The sequence below is a fragment of the Burkholderia sp. Bp8986 genome (genome assembly GCF_003854225.1).
In the GTDB taxonomy this organism is placed as follows: Bacteria; Pseudomonadota; Gammaproteobacteria; order Burkholderiales; family Burkholderiaceae; genus Burkholderia.
Window position 1 is genome coordinate 12,667 of record NZ_QTQM01000046.1, and the last position, 22,753, is coordinate 35,419.

Annotated in this window: 18 protein-coding genes; 10 read left to right on the forward strand and 8 right to left on the reverse strand. The window is 67.8% G+C overall.

The features are described 5' to 3' along the window. Positions 1 to 4: 4 nt before the first annotated feature. The 5 genes from DID99_RS29900 (at position 5) to DID99_RS29925 (ending at position 7,967) form a co-directional block, all read left to right on the forward strand. Positions 5 to 412 (forward strand): DUF4399 domain-containing protein, encoded by a 408-nt coding sequence (locus DID99_RS29900; RefSeq protein WP_124668129.1) that lies wholly within the window; start codon positions 5 to 7, stop codon positions 410 to 412. Between the two features lie 239 nt (positions 413 to 651). Next, positions 652 to 2,637, forward strand: a complete 1,986-nt coding sequence (locus DID99_RS29910) for an ATP-binding cassette domain-containing protein (RefSeq protein ID WP_185640880.1) — start codon at positions 652 to 654, stop codon at positions 2,635 to 2,637. Between the two features lie 258 nt (positions 2,638 to 2,895). Beyond that, positions 2,896 to 4,878, forward strand: coding sequence for a DNA topoisomerase IV subunit B (locus tag DID99_RS29915; RefSeq protein WP_124487170.1), 1,983 nt, complete (start codon positions 2,896 to 2,898; stop codon positions 4,876 to 4,878). Between the two features lie 62 nt (positions 4,879 to 4,940). After that, a complete protein-coding gene (gene parC / locus DID99_RS29920) occupies positions 4,941 to 7,262 on the forward strand; it encodes a DNA topoisomerase IV subunit A (protein WP_044846423.1) in 2,322 nt (773 codons plus the stop codon). Positions 7,263 to 7,508: 246 nt separating this feature from the next. Continuing rightward, positions 7,509 to 7,967, forward strand: a complete 459-nt coding sequence (locus tag DID99_RS29925) for a CopD family protein (RefSeq protein ID WP_044846424.1) — start codon at positions 7,509 to 7,511, stop codon at positions 7,965 to 7,967. 67 nt (positions 7,968 to 8,034) lie between these two features. Here DID99_RS29925 and DID99_RS29930 read toward each other — a convergent pair whose 3' ends face one another. Then, positions 8,035 to 8,919 carry a LysR family transcriptional regulator gene (locus tag DID99_RS29930; RefSeq protein WP_124571293.1) on the reverse strand — a complete coding sequence of 295 codons (885 nt, stop codon included), beginning with the start codon at positions 8,917 to 8,919 and terminating at the stop codon, positions 8,035 to 8,037. A gap of 113 nt (positions 8,920 to 9,032) precedes the next feature. Between DID99_RS29930 and DID99_RS29935 the strand changes: the two genes are divergently transcribed. Beyond that, a complete protein-coding gene (locus DID99_RS29935) occupies positions 9,033 to 9,479 on the forward strand; it encodes a multidrug/biocide efflux PACE transporter (protein ID WP_124668130.1) in 447 nt (148 codons plus the stop codon). 43 nt (positions 9,480 to 9,522) lie between these two features. Here the strand turns inward: DID99_RS29935 and DID99_RS29940 are convergent, their stop codons facing one another. The 7 genes from DID99_RS29940 to DID99_RS29970 all read right to left on the reverse strand — a co-directional run bounded on the left by DID99_RS29940 (position 9,523) and on the right by DID99_RS29970 (position 17,894). Beyond that, on the reverse strand, positions 9,523 to 10,731 hold the full coding sequence (locus tag DID99_RS29940; RefSeq protein WP_124487173.1) for a chromate transporter: 1,209 nt from the start codon (positions 10,729 to 10,731) through the stop codon (positions 9,523 to 9,525). 207 nt (positions 10,732 to 10,938) lie between these two features. Further along, on the reverse strand, positions 10,939 to 13,278 hold the full coding sequence (locus DID99_RS29945; RefSeq protein ID WP_124571294.1) for an EAL domain-containing protein: 2,340 nt from the start codon (positions 13,276 to 13,278) through the stop codon (positions 10,939 to 10,941). Between the two features lie 221 nt (positions 13,279 to 13,499). Then, the gene (locus tag DID99_RS29950) at positions 13,500 to 14,381 is read right to left on the reverse strand and encodes a PhzF family phenazine biosynthesis protein (protein ID WP_124668131.1); all 882 of its coding nucleotides are present in this window, start codon (positions 14,379 to 14,381) and stop codon (positions 13,500 to 13,502) included. A 13-nt stretch (positions 14,382 to 14,394) separates the two neighbouring features. Further along, the gene (locus tag DID99_RS29955) at positions 14,395 to 14,853 is read right to left on the reverse strand and encodes a RidA family protein (RefSeq protein WP_039319604.1); all 459 of its coding nucleotides are present in this window, start codon (positions 14,851 to 14,853) and stop codon (positions 14,395 to 14,397) included. A gap of 50 nt (positions 14,854 to 14,903) precedes the next feature. Beyond that, positions 14,904 to 16,085: a PLP-dependent aminotransferase family protein gene (locus tag DID99_RS29960; RefSeq protein ID WP_124487176.1), complete on the reverse strand. Its 1,182-nt coding sequence runs from the start codon at positions 16,083 to 16,085 to the stop codon at positions 14,904 to 14,906. A gap of 152 nt (positions 16,086 to 16,237) precedes the next feature. Then, a complete protein-coding gene (locus DID99_RS29965) occupies positions 16,238 to 17,146 on the reverse strand; it encodes a DMT family transporter (protein ID WP_124668132.1) in 909 nt (302 codons plus the stop codon). A gap of 55 nt (positions 17,147 to 17,201) precedes the next feature. Next, the gene (locus tag DID99_RS29970; RefSeq protein ID WP_124668133.1) at positions 17,202 to 17,894 is read right to left on the reverse strand and encodes a VOC family protein; all 693 of its coding nucleotides are present in this window, start codon (positions 17,892 to 17,894) and stop codon (positions 17,202 to 17,204) included. A gap of 230 nt (positions 17,895 to 18,124) precedes the next feature. Here DID99_RS29970 and DID99_RS29975 point away from each other — a divergent pair, with 230 nt between their 5' ends. The 4 genes from DID99_RS29975 (at position 18,125) to DID99_RS29990 (ending at position 22,726) form a co-directional block, all read left to right on the forward strand. Beyond that, positions 18,125 to 19,585 carry a PLP-dependent aminotransferase family protein gene (locus tag DID99_RS29975; RefSeq protein WP_124487178.1) on the forward strand — a complete coding sequence of 487 codons (1,461 nt, stop codon included), beginning with the start codon at positions 18,125 to 18,127 and terminating at the stop codon, positions 19,583 to 19,585. A 158-nt stretch (positions 19,586 to 19,743) separates the two neighbouring features. Further along, positions 19,744 to 21,642 carry a molecular chaperone HtpG gene (htpG, locus tag DID99_RS29980; RefSeq protein ID WP_124487179.1) on the forward strand — a complete coding sequence of 633 codons (1,899 nt, stop codon included), beginning with the start codon at positions 19,744 to 19,746 and terminating at the stop codon, positions 21,640 to 21,642. Positions 21,643 to 21,650: 8 nt separating this feature from the next. Beyond that, positions 21,651 to 22,250 carry a chorismate lyase gene (locus DID99_RS29985; RefSeq protein ID WP_044846453.1) on the forward strand — a complete coding sequence of 200 codons (600 nt, stop codon included), beginning with the start codon at positions 21,651 to 21,653 and terminating at the stop codon, positions 22,248 to 22,250. Further along, entirely contained in the window at positions 22,250 to 22,726 is a 477-nt protein-coding gene (locus DID99_RS29990; protein WP_044846432.1) for a DNA-deoxyinosine glycosylase, read from the forward strand. The genes DID99_RS29985 and DID99_RS29990 overlap by 1 nt, the downstream gene beginning before the upstream one ends. Positions 22,727 to 22,753: the final 27 nt, after the last annotated feature.

Genomic DNA, 22,753 nt, shown 5'->3' on the forward strand with positions numbered 1-22,753 from the left:
AACGATGCTCAACAAGAAGAAATGGATCGCGGGTGTGGTTTGTGTCGCGGCGCTGGCCGCGTCGACGCTCGCGCGTGCCGAGGCGCGCGTGTACTTCGCCGAGCCGAAGGATGGCGCGACGGTCTCGAGCCCCCTGCACGTGAAGTTCGGCCTTGAAGGGATGGAACTCAAGCCGGCCGGCGACATGACGCCGGACACGGGCCACCATCACCTGCTGGTCGACGGCAAGCCGGTGCCGAAGGGCGACGTGATCCCCGCCACCGACCATTCGCTGCACTTCGGCAAGGGCCAGACCGAAACCGACCTGAAGCTGCCGCCCGGCCAGCATACGCTGACGCTGCAGCTCGGCGAAGGCGCGCACCGCTCGTACGGTCCCGAGCTGAGCTCGACGATCACGGTCAACGTGAAGTAATCGCGCGTTCCGCCTGCGGGCGCCCGGCCGGGAAACTGCGGCCGGATGCCCGCCGCCGGCCCCGCATGACGCCAACGCGCGCGATGCCGGCCCCGCCCGCCGAGCGCGCGCCATCATGCCGCCGCAGCAAAAACGCAGCGCTAACGCAGCGCTAACGCAGCGCTTAAGCAGCACAAAATGATTCGCCCTCCGGCCTAGTCCATCCGGCCATCCCGGCGCAGGCGTCCGCCACCGGTACAATGGGCGCTTCCGATTTCTCTCTTCGCCGTCTCCCCATGTCGCTTTATTCCATTACCGGCGCGCAACTCGCGTTCGGTCACGTCGCGTTGCTCGATCACGCGGACTTCTCGCTGGAGGCCGGCGAGCGCGTCGGCCTGATCGGTCGCAACGGCGCGGGCAAGTCGTCGCTGCTGAAGATCGTCGCCGGGCTCGCGAAGCCCGATGACGGGCTGATTACGCGCCAGCAGGAGCTCGTGACCGTCTATGTGCCGCAGGAGCCCGAATTCGAACCCGGCGCGACCGTGTTCGACGCCGTGGCATCGGGGCTCACGCACACGCGCGAAGTGCTCGAAGAATACGATTCGATCGCGCATCGCCTCGCTGAAACACCGGAAGGCGCCGAACACGACGCGCTGCTCGCGCGGATGAACGCGCTGCAGTCGTCGCTCGATGCGCACGACGCATGGAACTGGCGCACGCGCGTGTCGATGACGCTCGCGCAGATCGGCCTGACGGACGGCGACGCACAGGTAGACGCATTGTCGGGCGGGATGCAGAAGCGCGTCGCGCTGGCGCGCGCGCTGGTGCTGCAGCCCGACGTGCTGCTGCTCGACGAACCGACCAACCACCTCGACTTCGACGGCATCCGCTGGCTGGAAGAACTGCTGGTCGCGCAGCGTGCGGGCCTGTTGTTCATCACGCACGATCGCGCGTTCCTCGACCGCGTCGCGACCCGTATCGTCGAGCTCGATCGCGGACGGCTGCTGTCGTATCCGGGCAATTTCTCCGCGTACCAGACGCGCAAGGCGCAGCAGCTCGAAGTCGAGCGCGTGGAAAACGAGAAGTTCGACAAGCTGCTCGCGCAGGAAGAAGTGTGGATCCGCAAGGGCGTCGAGGCGCGCCGCACGCGCAGCGTCGGCCGCATCGCGCGGCTGGTGCAGATGCGCAACGAGCGCGCGGAGCGCCGCAATTCGCAGGGCAACGTGAAGCTCGACGTCGCGCAGGGCGAGAAGTCGGGCAAGATCGTCGCGGAACTGACGGACGTGACGAAGCGCTACGGCGAGCGCACGGTCGTCGACACCTTCTCGACGACGGTGATGCGAGGCGACAAGATCGGCTTCGTCGGCCCGAACGGCGCGGGCAAGACCACGCTGCTCAAGCTGATCCTCGGCGAGCTGAAGCCCGACGCGGGCACGGTGCGCACCGGCACGAACCTGCAGGTCGCGTATTTCGACCAGATGCGCGCGCAGCTCGACCAGGAAAAGAGCCTGGCCGACACCATCAGCCCCGGTAGCGAATGGGTCGAGATCGGCGGCGTGCGCAAGCACGTGATGAGCTATCTCGGCGACTTCCTGTTCGCGCCGGAGCGTGCGCGCTCGCCGGTGAAGTCGCTGTCGGGCGGCGAGCGCAACCGGCTGCTGCTCGCGCGCCTGTTCGCGCGTCCGGCCAACGTGCTGGTGCTCGACGAACCGACCAACGATCTCGACATCCCGACGCTCGAACTGCTCGAGGAACTGCTGGCCGACTACGACGGCACGGTGCTGCTCGTCAGCCACGATCGCGCGTTCCTCGACAACGTCGTGACGTCGGTGATCGCGGCCGAAGGCGACGGCAAGTGGCGCGAATACGTCGGCGGCTTCACCGACTGGCAGATCCAGAGCGAGCGTTCGCAGCAGCTCGCGCAGCAGGAAGCGGCGAAGCGCGCGGTGAAGGAAGCGGCGCCGGTCAAGGAAGACGCGGCGAAAGGCGCGGCCGGCCGCAACGCGCAGCGCACGGTGAAGCTGTCGTTCAACGAGCAGCGCGAACTCGATGCGCTGCCGGAGAAGATCGCGGCGCTCGAGGAAGAACAGAAGACGATCAACGCGCAACTCGAAGATGGCTCGATCTTCGCGAAGGATCCGCAGGAAGGCACGCGCCTGACCGAGCGGTTCGCGGCGATCGACGACGAGCTCCTCGCCGCGCTCGAGCGGTGGGAGACGCTCGAGGCAAAGCGCAAGCCGGTCTGACGCACCACGCGTGGCGGCCCGGCGCGTCGGAGCGCCGGCCGGCAGCGCCGTGCGACGATCTTGCGGCGGCGCGCCACGCGGAACCAGTAAAATACCGCGCGTCCCGGGTCGCTCGGCGCACGCCGCGCGCCCGCTTTCGGAGCAGTCCAAGCACACCGTTGTTTCGATTCGCTTTTTTACGGAACTCAACGTTTTGTCCACGACGTTATCCACACGAGATGTGGACAACGTCCCGATGAATGACGAAATTCAGCGCCTATGTCAACGAAGAAGCCCAGCGCGGCCTATAGCGAAGCATCGATCAAGGTGCTCAAGGGCCTCGAGCCGGTCAAGCAGCGGCCCGGCATGTACACCCGTACCGAAAATCCGCTGCACATCATCCAGGAAGTCATCGACAACGCGTCCGACGAGGCGCTCGGCGGCTACGGCAAGCAGATCACGGTCACGCTGCACGCCGACCAGTCGGTGTCGGTCGAGGACGACGGCCGCGGCATCCCGTTCGGGATGCATCCCGAAGAGGGCGTGCCGGTCGTCGAGATCGTGTTCACGCGCCTGCACGCAGGCGGCAAGTTCGACAAGGCCGCCGGCGGCGCGTACACGTTCTCGGGCGGCCTGCACGGTGTCGGCGTGTCGGTGACGAACGCGCTCGCGACGCGTCTCGACGTGACGGTCTGGCGCGACGGCAAGATCGCCGAACTCGGCTTCGCCGACGGCGACGTCGTGAAGCCGCTCGCGACGCAAGGCGCGGGCCGCGGCGAGAAGAAATCCGGCACGCGCGTGCAGGTGTGGCCGAATCCGAAGTATTTCGATTCGCCGAACCTGCCGCTCGGCGAGCTGCAGCGTCTGCTGCGCTCGAAGGCCGTGCTGCTGCCGGGCGTCGAGGTCGTTCTCGTCAACGAGAAGACCGGCGAGCGCCAGGCATGGAAATACGAGGACGGCCTGCGCGGCTACCTGCTCGACGAGATGAACGGCAGCGAGCTGCTGATCCCACTGTTCGAAGGCGAGCGTTTCGCCGATGCGCGTTCGACCGACGACACCTTCGCCGAGGGCGAGGGCGCGTCGTGGGTCGTCGCATGGAGCGAGGAAGGTTCGCTCGTGCGCGAGTCGTACGTGAACCTGATCCCGACGCCGGCCGGCGGCACGCACGAGTCGGGCCTGCGCGACGGCCTCTACCAGGCGGTGAAGAGCTTCGTCGAACTGCACAACCTGCAGCCGAAGGGCGTGAAGCTGCTCGCGGAAGACGTGTTCGCGCGCGTGTCGTTCGTGCTGTCCGCGAAGGTGCTCGATCCGCAGTTCCAGGGGCAGATCAAGGAACGCCTGAACAGCCGCGACGCGGTGAAGCTCGTGTCGTCGTTCTCGCGTCCGGCGCTCGAACTGTGGCTGAACCAGCACGTCGAGCACGGCAAGAAGCTCGCCGAACTCGTGATCAAGCAGGCCCAGGCGCGCACGCGCGCGGGCCAGAAGGTCGAGAAGCGCAAGAGCTCGGGCGTCGCGGTGCTGCCGGGCAAGCTGACCGATTGCGAGACCGAAGACATCGCGCGCAACGAACTGTTTCTCGTCGAGGGCGACTCGGCGGGCGGTTCCGCGAAGATGGGCCGCGACAAGGAGTACCAGGCGATCCTGCCGCTGCGCGGCAAGGTGCTGAATACGTGGGAAACCGAGCGCGATCGCCTGTTCGCGAACAACGAGGTGCACGACATCTCGGTCGCGATCGGCGTCGATCCGCACAGCCCGGACGACACCGTCGACCTGTCGAACCTGCGCTACGGCAAGATCTGCATCCTGTCGGACGCGGACGTCGACGGCTCGCACATCCAGGTGCTGCTGCTCACGCTGTTCTTCAAGCATTTCCCGCAGCTGATCGAGCGCGGTCACGTGCACGTCGCGCGGCCGCCGCTGTTCCGCGTCGATGCGCCCGCGCGCGGCAAGAAGCCCGCGCAGAAGCTCTATGCGCTCGACGACGGCGAACTCGAGGCGACCCTCGACAAGCTGCGCAAGGACGGCGTGCGCGAAACGCAGTGGAGCATCAGCCGCTTCAAGGGTCTCGGCGAAATGAGCGCGGAGCAGCTGTGGGACACGACGATGAATCCCGACACGCGCCGCCTGATGCCGGTGAAGCTCGGCGAGCTCGACTACGAGGCGACGGTTGCGCGCATGACGATGCTGATGGGCAAGGGCGAGGCAGCCGCGCGACGCGGCTGGCTCGAGGAAAAGGGCAACGACGTCGAAGCGGACATCTAAACCCGCGCGGCCGGGCATGACGCCCGGCCCGGCCTCACGCCACTTACGAATACGGAATTCAGATGGACGACAATACTTCCGATCTCTTCGCCGGGTCCGACGCACCGGAAGCCGATGCGCTGACGCTCGGCAACTACGCGGAGCAGGCGTACCTCAGCTACGCGGTCAGCGTCGTGAAGAGCCGCGCGCTGCCCGACGTGTGCGACGGCCAGAAGCCGGTGCAGCGCCGGATCCTGTTCGCGATGAACGAAATGGGCCTCGGCCCCGACGCGAAGCCGGTGAAGTCGGCGCGCGTGGTCGGCGACGTGCTCGGTAAATACCACCCGCACGGCGATCAGTCGGCATACGACGCGCTCGTGCGTCTCGCGCAGGATTTCTCGCTGCGCTATCCGCTGATCGACGGACAGGGCAACTTCGGCTCGCGCGACGGCGACGGCGCGGCGGCGATGCGCTACACCGAAGCGCGGCTCACGCCGATCTCGAAGCTGTTGCTCGACGAGATCGACCAGGGCACGGTCGACTTCATGCCGAACTACGACGGCTCGTTCGAGGAGCCGAAGACGCTGCCGAGCCGCATGCCGTTCGTGCTGCTGAACGGCGCGTCGGGCATCGCGGTCGGCCTGGCCACCGAAATCCCGTCGCACAATCTGCGCGAGGTCGCGGCGGCGGCGGTTGCGCTGATCCGCAATCCGAAGCTTTCGCACGCGGAGCTGATGAACCTGATTCCCGGCCCGGATTTCCCGGGCGGCGGCCAGATCATCTCGAGCGACACCGAGATCGCGGCGGCCTATGAAACCGGCCGCGGCAGCCTGAAGGTGCGCGCGCGCTGGAAGATCGAGGATCTCGCGCGCGGCCAGTGGCAACTCGTCGTCACCGAGCTGCCGCCGAACACGTCGGGCCAGAAGGTGCTCGAGGAAATCGAGGAACTGACCAACCCGAAGCTCAAGCTCGGCAAGAAGACGCTCACGCCCGAGCAGCTCAACACCAAGAAGGCGATGCTCGACCTGCTCGACGCGGTGCGCGACGAGTCGGGCAAGGAAGCGGCGGTGCGGCTCGTGTTCGAGCCGAAGTCGCGCACGATCGACCAGACGGAATTCGTGAACACGCTGCTCGCGTACACGAGCCTCGAATCGAACGCGACGCTGAACCTCGTGATGATCGGCGCCGACGGCCGGCCGGGCCAGAAGGGGCTGCTGACGATCCTCGACGAGTGGGTGAAGTTCCGCCAGCTGACGATGACGCGCCGCTGCCGCCATCGTCTCGCGAAGGTCGACGACCGCATCCACATCCTCGAAGGGCGGATGATCGTCTTCCTGAACATCGACGAGGTGATCCGCATCATCCGCGAGTCGGACGAGCCGAAGGCCGCGCTGATGAGCGCGTTCGGCCTCTCCGACCGCCAGGCGGAAGACATCCTCGAAATCCGCCTGCGTCAGCTCGCGCGGCTCGAGAAGATCAAGATCGAGAAGGAACTCGAGGCGCTGCGCGACGAGAAGGCGAAGCTCGAGGAACTGCTCGCGAACGAAAGCGCGATGAAGCGGCTGATGATCAAGGAGATCGAGGCCGACGCGAAGCAGTACGGCGACGATCGCCGCACGCTGATCCAGCAGGAAAAGCGCGCGACGTTCGAGGCGAAGGTCGTCGACGAGCCGGTGACGGTCGTCGTGTCGCAGAAGGGCTGGGTGCGTGCGCTGAAGGGCCACGGGCTCGACCCGGCCGGCTTCACGTTCAAGGCCGGCGATCACCTGTATGCGGCGTTCCAGTGCCGCACGCCCGATCGCCTGATCGCATGGGGCAGCAGCGGCCGCGTGTACTCGGTCGACGTGTCGGTGCTGCCGGGCGGGCGCGGCGACGGCGTGCCGGTCACGTCGCTGATCGAGCTCGAATCGGGCTCGCATCTGATGCACTACTACGCGGCGCCGGCCGATCAGCAACTGCTGCTCGCGTCGAGCAACGGCTTCGGCTTCCTCGCGAAGGTCGGCGACATGGTGAGCCGCGTGAAGGCCGGCAAGTCGTTCATGACGATAGATGCAGGCGCGGTGCCGCTCGCGCCGATGCCGGTACTGCCGAACGCGACGCAGGTCGCGTGTCTGTCGAGCGGCGGCCGTCTGCTGGTGTTCGGGATGGACGAGATGAAGACGCTGTCGGGCGGCGGCCGCGGCGTGATCCTGATGGCGCTCGACGACAAGGAAACGCTCGTGCAGGCGCTCGCGATCGACCCGGCCGGCGTCGTGCTGATCGGCACCGGGCGCGGCGGCAAGGCGCAGGACGAGACCCTGTCGTACGCGGGGCTGGCGCCGCACGTCGGCAAGCGCGCACGCAAGGGCCGCGCGCCGGAAACGAAGCTCAAGGTCGTCAACGAGCTGCGTCCGCTGCTCGGCTGACGCCGCATCCGGTCGCCGGCTCGACCGGCATCGAAGGCCGCACCTCCGCTTCGGCGGGCGTGCGGCCTGTTTGTTTTGGGGCGACGCATGCAGGAAAGCGAGCGTGGCGCCGTCACGCGGAACTTGCAAATATTGTGAAATACCGCCGGGGGTCTGAACCGACCGGCGGTCCGCCGGTCGAACGTCGCTCGAGACCGCGCGTGACGCGGCTGTTCGTTGCACTCAACTCATAACAGGATTGCCGCCATGTCCCACGCTGTTGCCGTCGCGCTGTTTCTTCATCTGCTGGCCGTCGCCGTGTGGGTGGGCGGGATGGTCTTCGCGCACTTCTGCCTGCGCCCGGCGCTGTCCGACCTGACGCCACAGCTGCGGCTGCCGCTGATCGAGGGCGTGTTCGGCCGCTTCTTCAACTGGGTGTCGGGCTCGGTGATCGTGATCCTGCTGTCCGGCGGTTTCCTGCTCACGGCCTTCGGCGGCGCGCACGCGACGTGGACGCTGCATGCGATGGCGGGGCTCGGCGTCGTGATGATGCTGATCTTCGGCCATATCCGCTTCGCGCTGTTCCCGCGCATCCGCCGCGCGGTGCAGGCGCAGAACTGGCCGGACGGTGCGCGCGCGGTGAACACGGTGCGCCTGCTGGTCGTCGTCAACCTCGTGCTCGGCGTCGTGACGATCGGCGCGGCCGTGCTGTCGCGCGGCTTCTGATCGCCTCGCCGGCCTCTGATTTCGCGGCGCCGTTCGGCGCTCGCCGCCGGCGCGGTGCCGCGCGCCGCTACGCGGCCAGCATCGCGTCGAGCAGCCACGCGCCGGCCGGGCCGAGCGGCCGGTTGCGCGACCACACGGCATCGACCCGCACGCGTCGCGGCCAGCCGCGCGCGCGCAGCTCGCACAGCCGATCGCGCGCGAAGTGCTCGACCATCCAGCGCGGCAGCTCGGCCCAGCCGAACCCCAGCACCGCCATCTCCAGCAGCATCAGGTAGCTCGGCGCGAGCCAGCGCTGCGTGCCGACGACGATCCGGTCGGCAGCGCCGCGATCCTCCGGTTTCACATACGTATTGAGGCGCAGCTCGCGCGAGTCGCGCAGCGCCGCATGCGGCACGTCGGCGTCGCCATAGGCCGCCAGCGCGTGCGTGCGCCCGACGAACAGGCCGATCTCCGACTCTTCCGCCACCGTCGCCGCGCCGATATCGGGCGGATAGACCGCGCGCGCGGCCATCAGCCCGAGCTGTGCGCGACCCTGCTGGATCAGGTCGAGTACGTCCTCGTGCTCGGCAATCTGGCATTCGAGCTCGAGCGCCGGAAAGCGCCGCTCGAGCGCCATCAAGGTTTCCTCGTAACGCTTCGACTGGTACGTGTCGGACACGACGAGCGTCAGCCGCGCTTCCTCGCCCTGCGCGAGCCGCGCGGCGGTGCGGTCGATTGCCGCGCCGGCCTCCAGCGCGCGCTGCACCTGCGGGAGCAGCGCGCGGCCGGCATCGGTCAGCGTCGGCGCGCGCGTCGAGCGGTCGAACAGCTGCACGCCGAGATCGATCTCGAGGTTCGCGATCGCTTCGGACACCGTCGACTGGCGCTTGCCGAGCTTGCGGGCGGCGGCCGTGAACGAGCCGAGCAGCGCGGCTTCGGCGAAGGCGAGCAGGGCTTCGGGGGCGTGGCGCATGCGGCGAACCTCAGGGTTTTATATCGGTAAAACCGATGATATCAAACTGGATTCGCGCGGTTTCGCCGATCAAAATGCCCGGCATGGATTGTACGAACGCATCGGAGGGAACCATGAAACAGATCAACAAAACGGTGACGGAACGTCTCGTTCATGCGCTGACGTTCGAGCTGGTGGCGATCGCGCTGTGCGCGCCGATCGGTGCGTGGCTGCTCGACATGCCGGTGTCGCACGTCGGCGTGCTGACGGTGATGGTGTCGCTGATCGCGATGGCCTGGAACATGACGTTCAACACGCTGTTCGACCGCTTCGAGCGGCGGGTGGGCCTCACGCGCACGCTCGGCATGCGGATCGCGCATGCGGTCATGTTCGAGCTCGGCCTCGTCGCGATGGTGGTGCCGGTCGCTGCGTGGTGGCTGAACGTGAGCCTCGTCGAGGCGCTGCTGCTCGACCTCGGCATCGTGCTGTTCTTCCTGCCCTACACGTTCTGCTTCAACCTCGCGTACGACGCGCTGCGCGCACGCTGGGCCGCACGCCGCGTCGCGGTACCGGCGGGCTGAGCCGCAAGCGTCCGGCGGCGGGGGCGGCGACCGGGGCCAGCCGTCAGTGGGCGACGGCCCACAGCCACACGCCGCATGCGATCGCGACCGCACCGTAGACGGCATACACGGGCACCTTGAAGCGCGTGAAGCACAGCGTCGCGAAGGCGCCCGTGAGCCAATAGACGGGATCGGCCGGTTCGCGATGCAGGATCTTCACGACGGCGACGACGAGAAAGCCCGTCGTCGCCGCGCGCAGCAGGCGCATCCCGTGCTCGAAGCGCGAATGGCGCTTGAGCCGGAACAGATGGTTCTGCGCGAACACGACGAGACATCCCGACGGAATGAACAGCGCGGCGGTCGCGAGCAGCGCACCGCTCCAGCCGTCGGTCAGGTAGCCGAGAAACGGCACGACGTTCAGCAGCGGGCCGGGCGCCACCGGCGACAGCGCGAAGGCGAGCGTGAAGTCGCGATCGGAGATGCCGGTGGCCGGCGACACGAACAGCGTCTTGAGCACGGGCAGCGCGGAGAAGCCGCCGCCGAACAGCGTCATGCCGGCGCCGGCGAGCCGCGGCCACAGCAGCGTCTCCTGGTAGTCGCCGGGCAGCGGCAGTGCGAATACCGCGACGAGTACGGCCAGCAGCACGAGCAGGTTGCGGTCGCGTTTCGACAGCGTGACGTCGACCGTGGCGTGTTGCGGCGGCCCGGTGAGCCAGCCAGCTGCAAACGCCGCGAAAAGAATCCCGACGAAAGCGGCCGGACTATGCGCGAAAGCGAGCAGAATCGTCGACAGCGCGGCGATCACCTGTTCGAGCCGCGTGCGCGCGAGCGCGCGCCACTGCTTGACCCACGTGACGCCGATCAGCGCGGCAAGCACCATCCCGAAGTGATTGATCAGCACCGGCGCGGCCAGCGAGCGCACGACCGGCGTGCGGTAGAAGATCGCAAACAGCGTCATCAGCACGGAGAACGGAAGGACGCTCGCGATGCCGGCGACCCAGGCGCCTGCGCGGCCGTGCAGCGTCTGGCCGACCTGCACGGCGACATTACAGCCGACGGGGCCTGGCACAAGCCATGCAAGGGCGACGAAATCGGCGAATACGTGCGGCTCGATGCGCTGCCACCGCTCGACGTAGTGGCGTTCGAGCTGCGCCATCATCGAAAGCCCGCCCCACGACAGCGCGGAAATGCCGGCGACGACCTTGAACAAGGCCCACAGGGATGCCTGTGCCTGTTCGACACGTTCGGCCGCTTCGACTTCGACGGTGGTCATGATGGTGTTGCGGTTGGCGCCGGGCCTGGTCTCGCGCATAGGGACGTGCCGGCGGCCCGCCGACACGATGGCCCTCCCGATTGTCCGCCGCGAGTCATGACACTGCCATGCGCGAAAACGCTAGTAAATGAACTAAACAACCGCATCGGAAGCCGAAATGATCGATGTGCCGCGCAACATGGGCCGTGCGGGTTGCAGGTTGCGGGTTCAGGCGCCGGTGCTGCCGGTCGCGCGGTGCGCGAGGACGTTCGGCCGGTTGCCGCGCACGCCGAAGCGCGCGATCAGCGCGGGGATCGCGTCGGCCGGCACGGGGCGCGAGAACAGGAAGCCCTGCGCCTCGATCTCGCCGAGCGCGGACAGCCATGCGATCTGCTCCTCGGTTTCGGTGCCTTCGACGACGACCGTCAGGCCGAGCGAGCGCGCGAGATGCACGATCGACGACACCATCACGCACACGCTGCGATCGTTCGGGATCGCCTGCACGAACGAGCGGTCGACCTTCAACGTATCGACGGAGAAGCGGTGCAGGTACGACAGCGACGAGTAGCCGGTGCCGAAGTCGTCGAGCGCGATCCGGATGCCAAGCTTCTTCAACGCGACGATCTTCTCGGACACGAGCTCCGGATATTCCATCATCGCGGTCTCGGTGATCTCGAGCTCGAGCCGGTTCGCGTCGATGCCGGTGTCCTGCAGCGCCTGCGAAATGGTCTCGATCAGGTCGCCGCGCCAGAACTGTACCGGCGAGATGTTGACCGCGAGCGTCAGCGTGTCGTGGCCGTCGTCGCGCCAGCACGCGATCTGTTCGCACGCGGTGCGGATCACGAAGTCGCCGATCGGCACGATCAGGCCCGTCGATTCGGCGATCGAAATGAATTCGTTCGCGGAGATGACCCCGTGCTCGGGGTGATCCCAGCGCGCGAGCGCCTCGAAGCCGGTGATCGTGCGGTGCGTCAGGTCGATCTTCGGCTGGTACGCGAGGAACAGCTGCCCGTCGGCGAGCGCGACGCGCAGTTGCTGTTCCCAGCGCATCAGGTGATCCGCGCGATGCGACAGGTGCGGCGCGTAGAACTGGTAGCAGTTCTTGCCCGCATCCTTCGCGCTGTACATCGCGAGGTCGGCCTTCTTCAGCAGGTCGATTTCGCTTTCGTTCGCGACGGTGTGCAGCGCGATGCCGATGCTCGCATGCAGCACGAACGAACTGCCGCGCACGTCGAACGGCTCGCCGAACATCCGGATGATCGCTTCCGCGAGCCGCACCGCGCGCCGTTCGACGTCGTCGCCCTTCATCACGACGACGAACTCGTCGCCGCCGATCCGTGCGAGCGAGCCTTCGTCGCCGACGGCATCCGACAGGCGCGACGCGGTCATCTGCAGCACGATGTCGCCGGCGTTGTGGCCGAGCGTGTCGTTGACGGTCTTGAAGTTGTCGAGGTCGATGAACAGCAGGCCGAGCCGCGACAGGCTGGCCGGCATCGACACGTCGTTGCGCAGCCCGCGCAGGGTCGCGTAGCGGTTCGCGAGGCCGGTGAGCAGGTCGTATTCGGCGAGCTGGGTCATCTCGCGCTCGCGGCCGAGCAGCTTGCCGATCAGCCCCGTCGCGACGCCGAAGAACGCGAGCATCGCGAGCGTGATGAAGCTCGTCATCAGCAGGTAGACGTTGCGCGTATGGTAGTAGTCCGCGTATTCCTCGGTCTGCGACAGCCCGACCATCACGGCGAGCGGGTAGCCGTCGAGGTGGCGGTACGACACGATGCGCGTGACGCCGTCGATCGGGTCGATGATCGTGCCCGTGACGCGCTCGGCGATCGGGTAGACGCCCGATGCGGAGAACGCCCCCGGTGCGTTGTTGAGCGAGCCGGTGCGCCGCGCGAGCACGGCACCCGTATCCGACACGACGGAGATCACGCCTTCCTTGCCGATCGCCGCGTTGTTGTAGAAGTCGTTCGTGAAGTAGCTCGGGTCTTCCGACACGACGACGATGCCGGCGAAGCTGCCGTCCGGGTTGTTCAGGCGCCGCGTCATCTGCAGCGTCCAGTGGCTCGACACGCGGCCGAGCACGGGCTTGCTGATGTACAGGCGATCGTCGTTGTGCGCGAGGTGGACCTTGAAGTGCTCGCGGTCGGACAGGTTGATCGGTTTCGGGTGGAGTTCGGCCGTGTTCGCGAACAGGATGCCCTTCGCGTTGACGAGCGAAACCTGGATCAGCGTGTCGCTCGGCACGACGCCTTTTTCGACCGTGCTCGCGAGGTTGAAGCGCGCGGGCGATTTCTCGAATTCGAACTTGACGAAGCGGGTGATCTGGTCGACCTGGTGGATCGCCTTGACCGTGTGCTGTTCGAGCGCGGACGACAGGATCGCCGCGGAAGCCGCCGCTTCCTTGTACGCGCTGTCCTTTTCGACCGACAGCCGCGCGATGATCACGGCCCACAGCAGCGCGAGCGCGAGCATCCCGAGCAGCGGGATCGCGAACAGCGCGCGCCGGCGCGACTTGCGTGGCGCGCGTAGCGGCCGGTTCGGCGGCGGGTGGTTTGACCGGGCGGAGCTCATCGAAGAGGGCGGCGTCCTGCTCGCGTGCGCCATCCCGCGTCGGGATGGCCGGCTATGGTTGGGGTCGCACCGGCGTCTGTTCGTACGCGGGATGCGCAACCATGGACAGACCCGCCGAAGCGACGGATTAGGCCCGATATTACTGGCTGGAACGTTTTTGCGATAGCCGGGGGAATCGTAGGGCGCCGGCCGGGGCCGGCGCCATCGCACATCGCGAAATGTTACACGGGGGACTGGAAGGTGCCGTCGACGACCGTGACGACGTGGCCGCCGATCCACGTAGTGCCGTCTTCGGCATAGCTGACGAAGATCCGGCCGTCGCGGCCGATCGCCGTGCCCTGGCGGGCCGTATACGACTGGCCGGGACGGCGTTCCTGCCGCGTCAGCAGCCCGGCCAGCGCGGCGTTTGCGCTGCCGGTGACCGGGTCCTCGCCGAAGCCGAAGTCGCCGCCCGTCATCAGGCAGCGGATTTCGAAGGTCGCGGGACCGCCTTCGGCATGCGGCGCGTAGACCGCGAGGCCGTCCGTGCCGTAGCGGCGCGTGAGCGCCTCCAGCGCGGCCGGATCGGGCGAGAGGCCGATGCACGCGTCGGCCGACTTCAGCCGCACGACCAGCCACGGCGCGCCGTTGTCGATCGCGCACGGCTCGGCTTCCAGGTCGATCGCGTCGCTGCGCAACGCGGCCACCAGTGCCGGGTAGTCCGAACGGTCGAGCGGCGTGAACCGTGCCGGCGGCGCGGCAAATGCCCAGCCATCGGCCTGTTCGCGCAGTTCGACCAGGCCGCCCCCGCATTGCTGGACCAGCCGGCCCGGCGTGCGCGGCCGCGCGCCGCTTTCCAGGAACGCATGCGCGGTGCCGAGCGTCGGGTGACCGGCGAACGGCAGCTCGCCCGCCGTCGTGAAGATCCGCACGCGGTAGTCGGCGCCCGGATCGGTCGGCGTGCAGACGAACGTGGTTTCCGACAGGTTCGTCCAGCGGGCGATCGCGAGCATGGCGTCGTCGCCGAGCGAGTCGGCGTCGAACACCACGGCGAGCGGGTTGCCCTTGAACAGCACCGACGTGAACACGTCGACCTGCTTGAAGCGGACGAGACGACCGGTCACCTCGATGCCCCCGTTACGCGACTTCGGCGATCAGTTCGATCTCGACGCACGCGCCGAGCGGAATCTGCGCGACGCCGAACGCCGAACGCGCGTGCTTGCCGGCGTCGCCGAACACCTCGGCGATCAGTTCCGACGCACCGTTCGTCACGATGTGCTGTTCGGTGAAGTCGAGCGTCGAGTTGACGAGGCTCATCAGCTTCACGATGCGCGTGACCTTGTTCAGGTCGCCCGTGTGCGCGTGCAGCGTCGCGAGCAGGTCGATCGCGATCGCGCGCGCAGCCGCCTTGCCGTCTTCCGTCTGCAGGTCGGCGCCGAGCTTGCCGGCCCAGACCTTGCCGTCCTTCTTCGCAATGTGGCCCGACAGGTAGACCGTGTTGCCGCTTTGCGCGCTCATCACGTAGGCGGCGGCCGGTGCGCCGGCGGTCGGGAGCTCGATGCCGAGCGACTTCAGCTTGTCGTAGACGTTAGCCATGGATTCGATTCCTCGTGGATCGTAGAGAGTCGTGACAGGGAAAAAGCGGATCAGAGACGCTCGCGCAGCAGCTTGCCGAGGCGCGCGACGCCTTCCTCGATCTTCTCCGGCGGCACCGTCACGAACGACAGGCGCAGCGTGTTCTGCTGCGGGTCGTTCGCGAAGAACGGCGCGCCCGGCACGAAGGCGACGTGGTTGGCGACCGCGGCCTCGAGCAGCTTCATGCTGTCGATCTGCGCGGGCAGGTTCACCCAGATGAACATGCCGCCGTCCGGGCGGTTCCACGTGACGCCTTCCGGCATGTGGCGCGCGAGCGACGCGAGCATCGCCTCGCATTGCGCGCCGTACAGCTGGCGGATCGTCGGGATGTGCTCGTCGAGGAAGCCGTCCTTGATCACTTCGTGCGCGATGCGCTGCGTGAGCGTCGGCGTGTGCAGGTCGGTGGCCTGCTTGGCCTGCACGAGCTTGAAGTGGAGTTCCTCGGGGGCAATGATGTAGCCGATCCGCAGGCCCGGCGCGAGCACCTTCGAGAACGTGCCGAGGTGCACGATATGGTCGGGCGCCATCGACAGCATCGTCGGCAGCGGCTCGCCCTGGTAGTTCAGTGCGCCGTACGGGTCGTCTTCCAGCACCGGGAACGGGCTCGACTGCGCGAACGCGGCGAGCGCGCGGCGGCGCTCGACGGGCAGGCGGCGGCCGGTCGGGTTCTGGAAGTTCGGCTGCGCGTACAGGAGGCGCGCGCCTTGCGTGAGCGCGGGCGTGAGGCCTTCAGGCAGCAGGCCCTGCTCGTCGGTCGGCACCTGCACGTAGCGCGGCTCGTACAGCGAGAACGACTGCAGCGCGCCGAGGTAGGTCGGAGTTTCGACGAGGATCGGGCTGTCCGGATCGATCAGCGCCTTGCCGAGCAGGTCGAGCGCCTGCTGCGAGCCGGTCGTGATCAGCACCTGCGACACGCGCACGCTGTAGCGCTCGGCGATCCATTCGCGCAGCGGCAGGTAGCCTTCGGTCGCGCTGTACTGGAGTGCGGCCGCGGGCGCATCGCGCAGCACGCGGTCGGCCGCGGCGCGCATGCGCTCGGCCGGGAACGTCGCGGGAGCGGGCAGGCCGCCTGCGAACGAGATGACCTCGGGGCGTTCCGTGACCTTCAGGATCTCGCGGATCGCAGAGCTCGTCAGCTTGCGGGCGCGTTCGGAAAGCTGCCAGTGCGGCGGATGCAGGTCGCTCGGATTCATAGTCTCCTCGTTCGGATATCGTGGTCAGTCAAGAAAGGTCGGTCAGGCAGATTGCGTCGACGCAGCCGGGTGGGCGTGCGGGAGCGCGATCGGGCCGTCGCGGCCGGGTGGGCAAAACCGTTCAGGCAAAACGGACATTATGGCGCACCTCATCAACCGGCGCGAGCGGGACGCGGGGCCGTGGCCACCGCCGAGCGCCGGCCGAGCATCACGGTCGCGATCACGGCGGCCGCGAACAGCCAGGTCGACGGCGTCACCGTTTCGCCGAACAGCAGCGCGGAAAAGGCGATCGTGAAGAAGATCTGCAGCAGTTGCACCTGGCCGACGCGCGCGATGCCGCCCATGGCGAGCCCCGCGTACCACGCGAAAAAGCCGATGAATTGCGAAAAGAGGGTCACGTAGCCGAACGCGAGCCACGTGCGCAGCGCGAGCGGGGCAGGGTGCGCGACGTGCTGCGTCCATGCGAGCCAGCCGACCGGCAGCACGAGGAACGGCGCGGACACGACGAGCGCCCAGCAGATCACCTGCCAGCCACCGATCTGGCGCGCGAGGCGCGCGCCTTCCGCATAGCCGAGCGCGCCGATGCCGACCGCGACGAGCATCAGCGCGTCGCCGGCCTGCACCGTCCCGCCGCCGTCGCGCAGCGCGAACGCGATCACCAGCGCGCTGCCGGCCAGCGCACTGGCCCAGAACGCCTTGGACGGCCGTTCATGCGACAGCCACGCCGCGTACAGCGCGACGAACAGCGGCTGCAGGCCGTTGACGACCGCGCCGTGCGACGCCGGCACGGTCTTCATCGCCCACGCGGAGAACACCGGATACGCGATGATCACGCCGGCCGACACGACCGCGAGGCTTTTCAGCTGCGCGCGGGTCGGCAGCCGTTCGCGGCGCCACCACAGCAGCAGGCCGGCCGGCACCGACGCGGCGAGCGCGCGGCCGAGCCCGTTCAGCAGCGGGTTGAGTTCGGTGACGACGATACGCGTCATCGGCAGCGTGAGGCTGAAGATCATCACGCCGATGAGGCCGAGCAGCATGCCCCGGGTTTCGCGCGAATTCATGGACTGGGTGTCTCCGTATTGCAGGGGTCGGGTAATCGAAAGGGCGCCGGGGCGGTCAGCGCAGCGTGCGTGCGCCCTGCGGCGTGTCGAATTCGGCGACGAGCGCCGGCGGGCCGTCGCCGGTGTCGAGGTCGAGCAGATGGCCGGCGCCGAGCCAGTCGAGCTGCTCGCGGACGGCATCCGCACGCGGGTGGACGCCCTTGAGCGCCTTCAGCGCGACGCCGTTGTCCGGCAGCGATTCGGCCGGATGGCGCGGGCTGTCCCACTGGATCAGCGACGGCACGAGGCCGTCGCCGGCGCCTTGCCATGCGGGGAACGCGCCGTCGTCGGGCACCGTGAGGCCCCAGCTCAGGTCGCCGCGCCGCATCGCGACGACCGGTGCGATGCGCGTCGGGTACTGGCTTTGCCACAGCGCGAGCCGGCGCGGGCGGTCGACGCGCGCGACCCAGTGCGCGAGGAACGGGCCCTGCGCGAGCCGCGCGTGCATCGCCGGATCGTCGAGGCCGAACAGCCGCGCGCGCGGCGGCGTGGCGTCGTCGCCTGTCACGGGCGCGTCGGGATCGATCGCGATCACTTCGAGGTACAGGCCGCCCCACGCGCCGAACAGCGCGTTGTGGGTGCGCATCAGCGGATGGCGGCCGCCGCCAGCCGGTTCGATGCCGAGCGCGTCGGCGACGTGGCGCACGCCTTCGTCGAGCGTACGCGCGGCGATCACGAGATGGTCGAGGGTCAGGGAGCGGGCTGGCATGAACGTCGGTCGGGAAGCGAAAGTGTCATGGTGGGCGGGCGACGCGCGGGACGGTTGGGCGGCCGGCCGGTGCGCGGCCGCGAATGCAGGCCGGACGGGGCTGCGCCGCATACGGCAGGGCCGGAACGGCGGCCGCACGATCGCCATTCCGGTCAACTGTAATCGTCGGCACCGGCACAGTAACGGTACAATCGGCGCGATAGCCTTCGGTACAGTTGGAGCCGCCGCCCATGTCCACCGTCCCACTCGCCCAGATTCCCGCGCCGCACGATACGGCCACGCTCACGCTCGTCGACCAGCTCGTCCAGTGGGCGCGGCGCCGCATCGACGAACGCGTGTTCCGGCCCGGCATGCGGATGCCGTCGATCCGCAAGCTCGCGCTCGACAAGAGCGTGTCGCGCTTCACCGTGGTGGAAGCGTACGAACGGCTCGTCGCGCAGGGCTACCTCGACTCGCGGCGCGGCTCGGGTTTTTACGTGCGCGAGCGCACGGCCACCGGCCCGCTGCCGGCCGACAACGTGGTGCGCGTGGCCGAGGCCGCGCCGGTGCACAACACGATCGACGTGGTCTGGCTGCTGCGCAACATGCTGCATACCGCCAGCCCGGAAAAAGGGCCGGGTCTCGGCTACCTGCCGGGCCGCTGGCTCGACGGCGAGCTGATCACCGGTGCGCTGCGCGCGCTCGGGCGCCAGTCCGGCGCGCAGATGCTCGGTTTCGGCACCGCGCAGGGTTTCCTGCCGCTGCGCCAGCAGCTGCAGACGCGGCTCGCGGAAGTCGAGATCGGCGCGAAGCCCGAGCAGCTCGTGCTGGTGTCGGGCATCACGCAGGCGATCGACCTGATCTCGCGGATCTACGTGCGTCCCGGCGATGCGGTGATCGTCGGCGATCCCGCGTGGTTCCAGATGTTCGGCCGCTTCGCGTCGCAGGGCGCGCAACTGGTCGGGATGCCCTATACGCCGGACGGCCCCGATCTCGACGCGCTGGAAACGCTCGTGCAGATGTGGCGGCCGAAGATGCTCGTGATCAATTCGGTGCTGCAGAACCCGACCGGCACGTCGCTGTCGGCCGCGCAGGCGTTCCGGATCCTGAAGCTCGCGGAGGCGTACGATTTCCTGGTCGTCGAGGACGACGTGTACGGCGACCTGTGCCCGCCGAGCTATTCGGCCACGCGGCTCGCGAGCCTCGACCAGTTGAAGCGCGTGATCTACCTGGGCAGCTATTCGAAGACGCTCGCGGCGAATTTGCGGGTCGGCTATGTCGCCTGCGCGCCGGAGATCGCGAAGGCGGTCACCGACCAGAAGATGCTGGTCGGGATGACGACGCCGGAGCTCAACGAGCGCGTGTTGTACAAGATACTGACCGAAGGGCACTACCGGCGCCACGTCGAGCGGCTGCGCGCGCGGCTCGACGGCGTGCGCGACAAGACCGCGCGGATGCTCGAGCGTACCGGGCTGCGGCTCTTCACGATGCCGGCGGCCGGGATGTTCCTGTGGGCCGACACGGGCGTCGATTCGGATGCGCTCGCGGCCGCCGCGCACGAGGAAGGCTTCCTGCTGACGCCGGGGAGCCTGTTCTCGCCGCAGCAGTCGTCGTCGACATGGACGCGCTTCAATGTCGCGAACTGCGGCGATCCGGCGCTGCCGGGGTTTCTCGCGCGCTATATCGAATCGGCGGCGCGGCGCGCGTCGTGACGCCGGGCGGCACGCCGCCCTTGAAATCCGCTCGCCCGTCCCCAGATACCCGCGCAAACCGCCTGCGCCAGGCGGTCGTCCTTGACGGGCCCGCCGGCATCGCGCGCCGGCGCACCCGCGCTACACCATTCAAGTTCAAGTAAGAGGAAACAGCATCCATGGCACACGAAACGATGAGCTTTCAGGCAGAGGTCAAGCAACTCCTCCACCTGATGATTCATTCGCTCTACAGCAACAAGGAAATCTTCCTGCGCGAACTGGTGTCGAACGCGTCCGACGCGGCCGACAAGCTGCGTTTCGAAGGGCTCGCGGACAACGCGCTGTACGAGAACGATCCGAACCTGCGCATCCGCATCGGCTTCGACAAGGCGGCACGCACGATCACGATCGAGGACAACGGCATCGGCATGAGTCGCGACGAGGCGATCGCGAACCTCGGCACGATCGCGCGTTCGGGCACCAAGGAATTCTTCACGAAGCTGTCCGGCGACCAGCAGAAGGATGCGGCGCTGATCGGCCAGTTCGGCGTCGGCTTCTACTCGGGCTTCATCGTCGCGGACAGGATCACCGTCGAGACGCGCCGCGCCGGCCTGCCGGCGAACGAAGCCGTGCGCTGGGAAAGCGCGGGCGAGGGCGATTTCACGATCGACGCGATCGAGCGCGCGCAGCGCGGCACGAAGATCACGCTGCACCTGCGCGAAGGCGAGGACGAGCTGCTGTCGTCGCACCGCCTGAAGTCGATCATCCAGAAGTATTCCGATCACATCGCGCTGCCGATCCTGATGCAGAAGGAAGAGTGGGATCAGGAAAAGGGCGAGATGGTCCTGAAGGACGAGGACGAGACGGTCAACCAGGCGAGCGCGCTGTGGACGCGCTCGAAGAGCGACGTCACCGACGAGCAGTACACGCAGTTCTACCAGCACATCGCGCACGACCACCAGGATCCGCTCACGTGGACCCACAACCGCGTCGAGGGCCGCAGCGAATACACGCAGCTGCTGTTCGTGCCGGCGCACGCGCCGTTCGACCTGTGGAACCGCGACTACCGCGGCGGCCTGAAGCTGTACGTGAAGCGCGTGTTCATCATGGACGACGCCGAGCAGCTGTTGCCGCAATACCTGCGTTTCGTGAAGGGTGTCGTCGATTCGGCCGACCTGCCGCTCAACGTATCGCGTGAAATCCTGCAGGAAAGCCGTGACGTGAAGGCGATCCGCGAAGGCGTGACCAAGCGCGCGCTGTCGATGCTCGAGGAGCTCGCGAACGCGGAAGAGGATGCCGGCAAGGAGAAGTACAAGACGTTCTGGAGCGCGTTCGGCCAGGTGCTGAAGGAAGGCCTCGGCGAGGATCACGCGAACCGCGAGCGCATCGCGAAGCTGCTGCGCTTCGCGTCGACGCACGGCGACACCGACGCGCAGGACGTGTCGCTCGCCGACTACGTGTCGCGCATGAAGCCCGAGCAGAGCAAGATCTACTACGTGACCGCCGATACGTGGCAGGCCGCGAAGAACAGCCCGCACCTGGAAGTATTCCGCAAGAAGGGTGTCGAGGTGCTGCTGCTGACCGATCGCGTCGACGAATGGATGCTGTCGTTCCTGCACGAGTTCGACGGCAAGCCGCTCGCGAGCGTGGCGCGCGGCGATCTCGACCTCGGCGAGCTGAACGACGAGGAAAAGAAGGCGCAGGAGCAGGCGGGCGAGGCAATCAAGCCGGTCGTCGAGAAGATGAAGGAAGCGCTCGGCGACAAGGTGAAGGAAGTGCGCGTCACGTTCCGCCTGACCGATTCGCCGTCGTGCCTCGTCGCCGACGACAACGACATGAGCGGCTATCTGCAGCGGATGCTGAAGGCGGCCGGCCAGAACGCGCCGGCGATGCAGCCGATCCTCGAGATCAATCCGGAGCATGCGCTGGTGAAGCAGCTGAACGCCGATAGCGCCAACTTCGGCGACTGGTGCCATCTGCTGTTCGACCAGGCGTTGCTGGCCGAAGGCGGGATGCTCGACGATCCGGCGAGCTTCGTGAAGCGGACCAACGCGCTGCTGCTGTCGCGCAGCGCGTGAACGCGCGGATGCGATTCGACGGCGCACGGGCGGGCTGGCGCGACACGCCCCGGCCCGGCTGCACGCTCGACCAGCGCGACTGGCTCACGCGCGGCGGTTCGCTGACCGCGCATCTCGCGCGGCTCGGCAGCGTGAGCGTGCGCGTGACGCGCGAGGCCGTCGACTGTCCGTGGTTCGACGAGCCGGACGCGCTCGACAGTGCGCCGCGCGCGCCGATGTGGGTGCGCGAGGTGATCCTGTCGGTCGACGGCACGCCGTACGTCGCCGCGCACAGCATCGCGCCGCTCGCGGCCAGCAAGGGCGTGTGGCAGGCGATGCGGCGGCTGCGCACGCGGCCGCTCGCGGAGCTGCTGTACAGCGATCCGCAGGTCGAGCGCTCCGCGCTCGTCAGCCGGCGCGTGATCGCCGGTCATCCGCTGTATGCGCTCGCGAGCCATGCGCTCGGCGCGGGCGTGCGCGCACCGCATGCGTTTGCCGCGCGGCGCTCGGTGTTCCAGCGGCGCGGCAAGCCGCTGATGGTCACCGAATGCATGCTGCCCGCGCTGTGGCGCCATCTCGATGCGCACGGCGACGGGCCGCGCTCCGTCGGACCGCGCGGAGCAGCGTGATGCTGCAAGGCTTTCCGCCGGTCGTCGGGCCGCATACGCATACGATGATTCTCGGCAGCTTTCCGGGCGAGGCGTCGCTCGATGCCGCGCAGTACTACGCGCATCCGCGCAACCAGTTCTGGCGGTTGCTCGGTGCGGTGCTCGGCGAACCCGGGCTGCACGAACTCGTGTATGACGCGCGGCTCGAACGCGTGCTTGCGCACGGCATCGGCATCTGGGACGTGCTCGATGCATGTCATCGCAAAGGCAGTCTCGATTCGGCGATCCGGAATGCGAAGCCGAACGACTTTGCTTCGTTGCGCGAGCATGCGCCGTTGCTGAAGAAAGTCTGCTTCAACGGCAAGACGGCAGGGCGGTTTGCCGATGTGATCGGCGCGGCGGGTTATGAAACGCTCGTGTTGCCTTCGTCGAGCCCGGCGAATGCGACGTTGTCGTTCGAACAGAAACTGGTGCTCTGGCGCGCCCTTCGCACCTGAGGCGCGCCGGATTCCGAGGATTCGGTG

Excerpts from the sequence above, each read along its gene's own strand:
- DID99_RS29960 (WP_124487176.1), bottom strand. The coding sequence starts at position 16,085 with ATGAATCCGAGCGACCTGCATCCGCCGCACTGGCAGCTTTCCGAACGC.
- DID99_RS29965 (WP_124668132.1), bottom strand. The coding sequence starts at position 17,146 with ATGAATTCGCGCGAAACCCGGGGCATGCTGCTCGGCCTCATCGGCGTG.
- DID99_RS29935 (WP_124668130.1), top strand. The coding sequence starts at position 9,033 with ATGAAACAGATCAACAAAACGGTGACGGAACGTCTCGTTCATGCGCTG.
- parC (WP_044846423.1), top strand. The coding sequence starts at position 4,941 with ATGGACGACAATACTTCCGATCTCTTCGCCGGGTCCGACGCACCGGAA.
- DID99_RS29955 (WP_039319604.1), bottom strand. The coding sequence starts at position 14,853 with ATGGCTAACGTCTACGACAAGCTGAAGTCGCTCGGCATCGAGCTCCCG.
- DID99_RS29970 (WP_124668133.1), bottom strand. The coding sequence starts at position 17,894 with ATGCCAGCCCGCTCCCTGACCCTCGACCATCTCGTGATCGCCGCGCGT.
- DID99_RS29910 (WP_185640880.1), top strand. The coding sequence starts at position 652 with ATGGGCGCTTCCGATTTCTCTCTTCGCCGTCTCCCCATGTCGCTTTAT.
- DID99_RS29990 (WP_044846432.1), top strand. The coding sequence starts at position 22,250 with ATGCTGCAAGGCTTTCCGCCGGTCGTCGGGCCGCATACGCATACGATG.
- DID99_RS29930 (WP_124571293.1), bottom strand. The coding sequence starts at position 8,919 with ATGCGCCACGCCCCCGAAGCCCTGCTCGCCTTCGCCGAAGCCGCGCTG.
- DID99_RS29915 (WP_124487170.1), top strand. The coding sequence starts at position 2,896 with ATGTCAACGAAGAAGCCCAGCGCGGCCTATAGCGAAGCATCGATCAAG.
- DID99_RS29925 (WP_044846424.1), top strand. The coding sequence starts at position 7,509 with ATGTCCCACGCTGTTGCCGTCGCGCTGTTTCTTCATCTGCTGGCCGTC.
- htpG (WP_124487179.1), top strand. The coding sequence starts at position 19,744 with ATGGCACACGAAACGATGAGCTTTCAGGCAGAGGTCAAGCAACTCCTC.
- DID99_RS29985 (WP_044846453.1), top strand. The coding sequence starts at position 21,651 with ATGCGATTCGACGGCGCACGGGCGGGCTGGCGCGACACGCCCCGGCCC.
- DID99_RS29975 (WP_124487178.1), top strand. The coding sequence starts at position 18,125 with ATGTCCACCGTCCCACTCGCCCAGATTCCCGCGCCGCACGATACGGCC.
- DID99_RS29900 (WP_124668129.1), top strand. The coding sequence starts at position 5 with ATGCTCAACAAGAAGAAATGGATCGCGGGTGTGGTTTGTGTCGCGGCG.
- DID99_RS29940 (WP_124487173.1), bottom strand. The coding sequence starts at position 10,731 with ATGACCACCGTCGAAGTCGAAGCGGCCGAACGTGTCGAACAGGCACAG.
- DID99_RS29945 (WP_124571294.1), bottom strand. The coding sequence starts at position 13,278 with ATGAGCTCCGCCCGGTCAAACCACCCGCCGCCGAACCGGCCGCTACGC.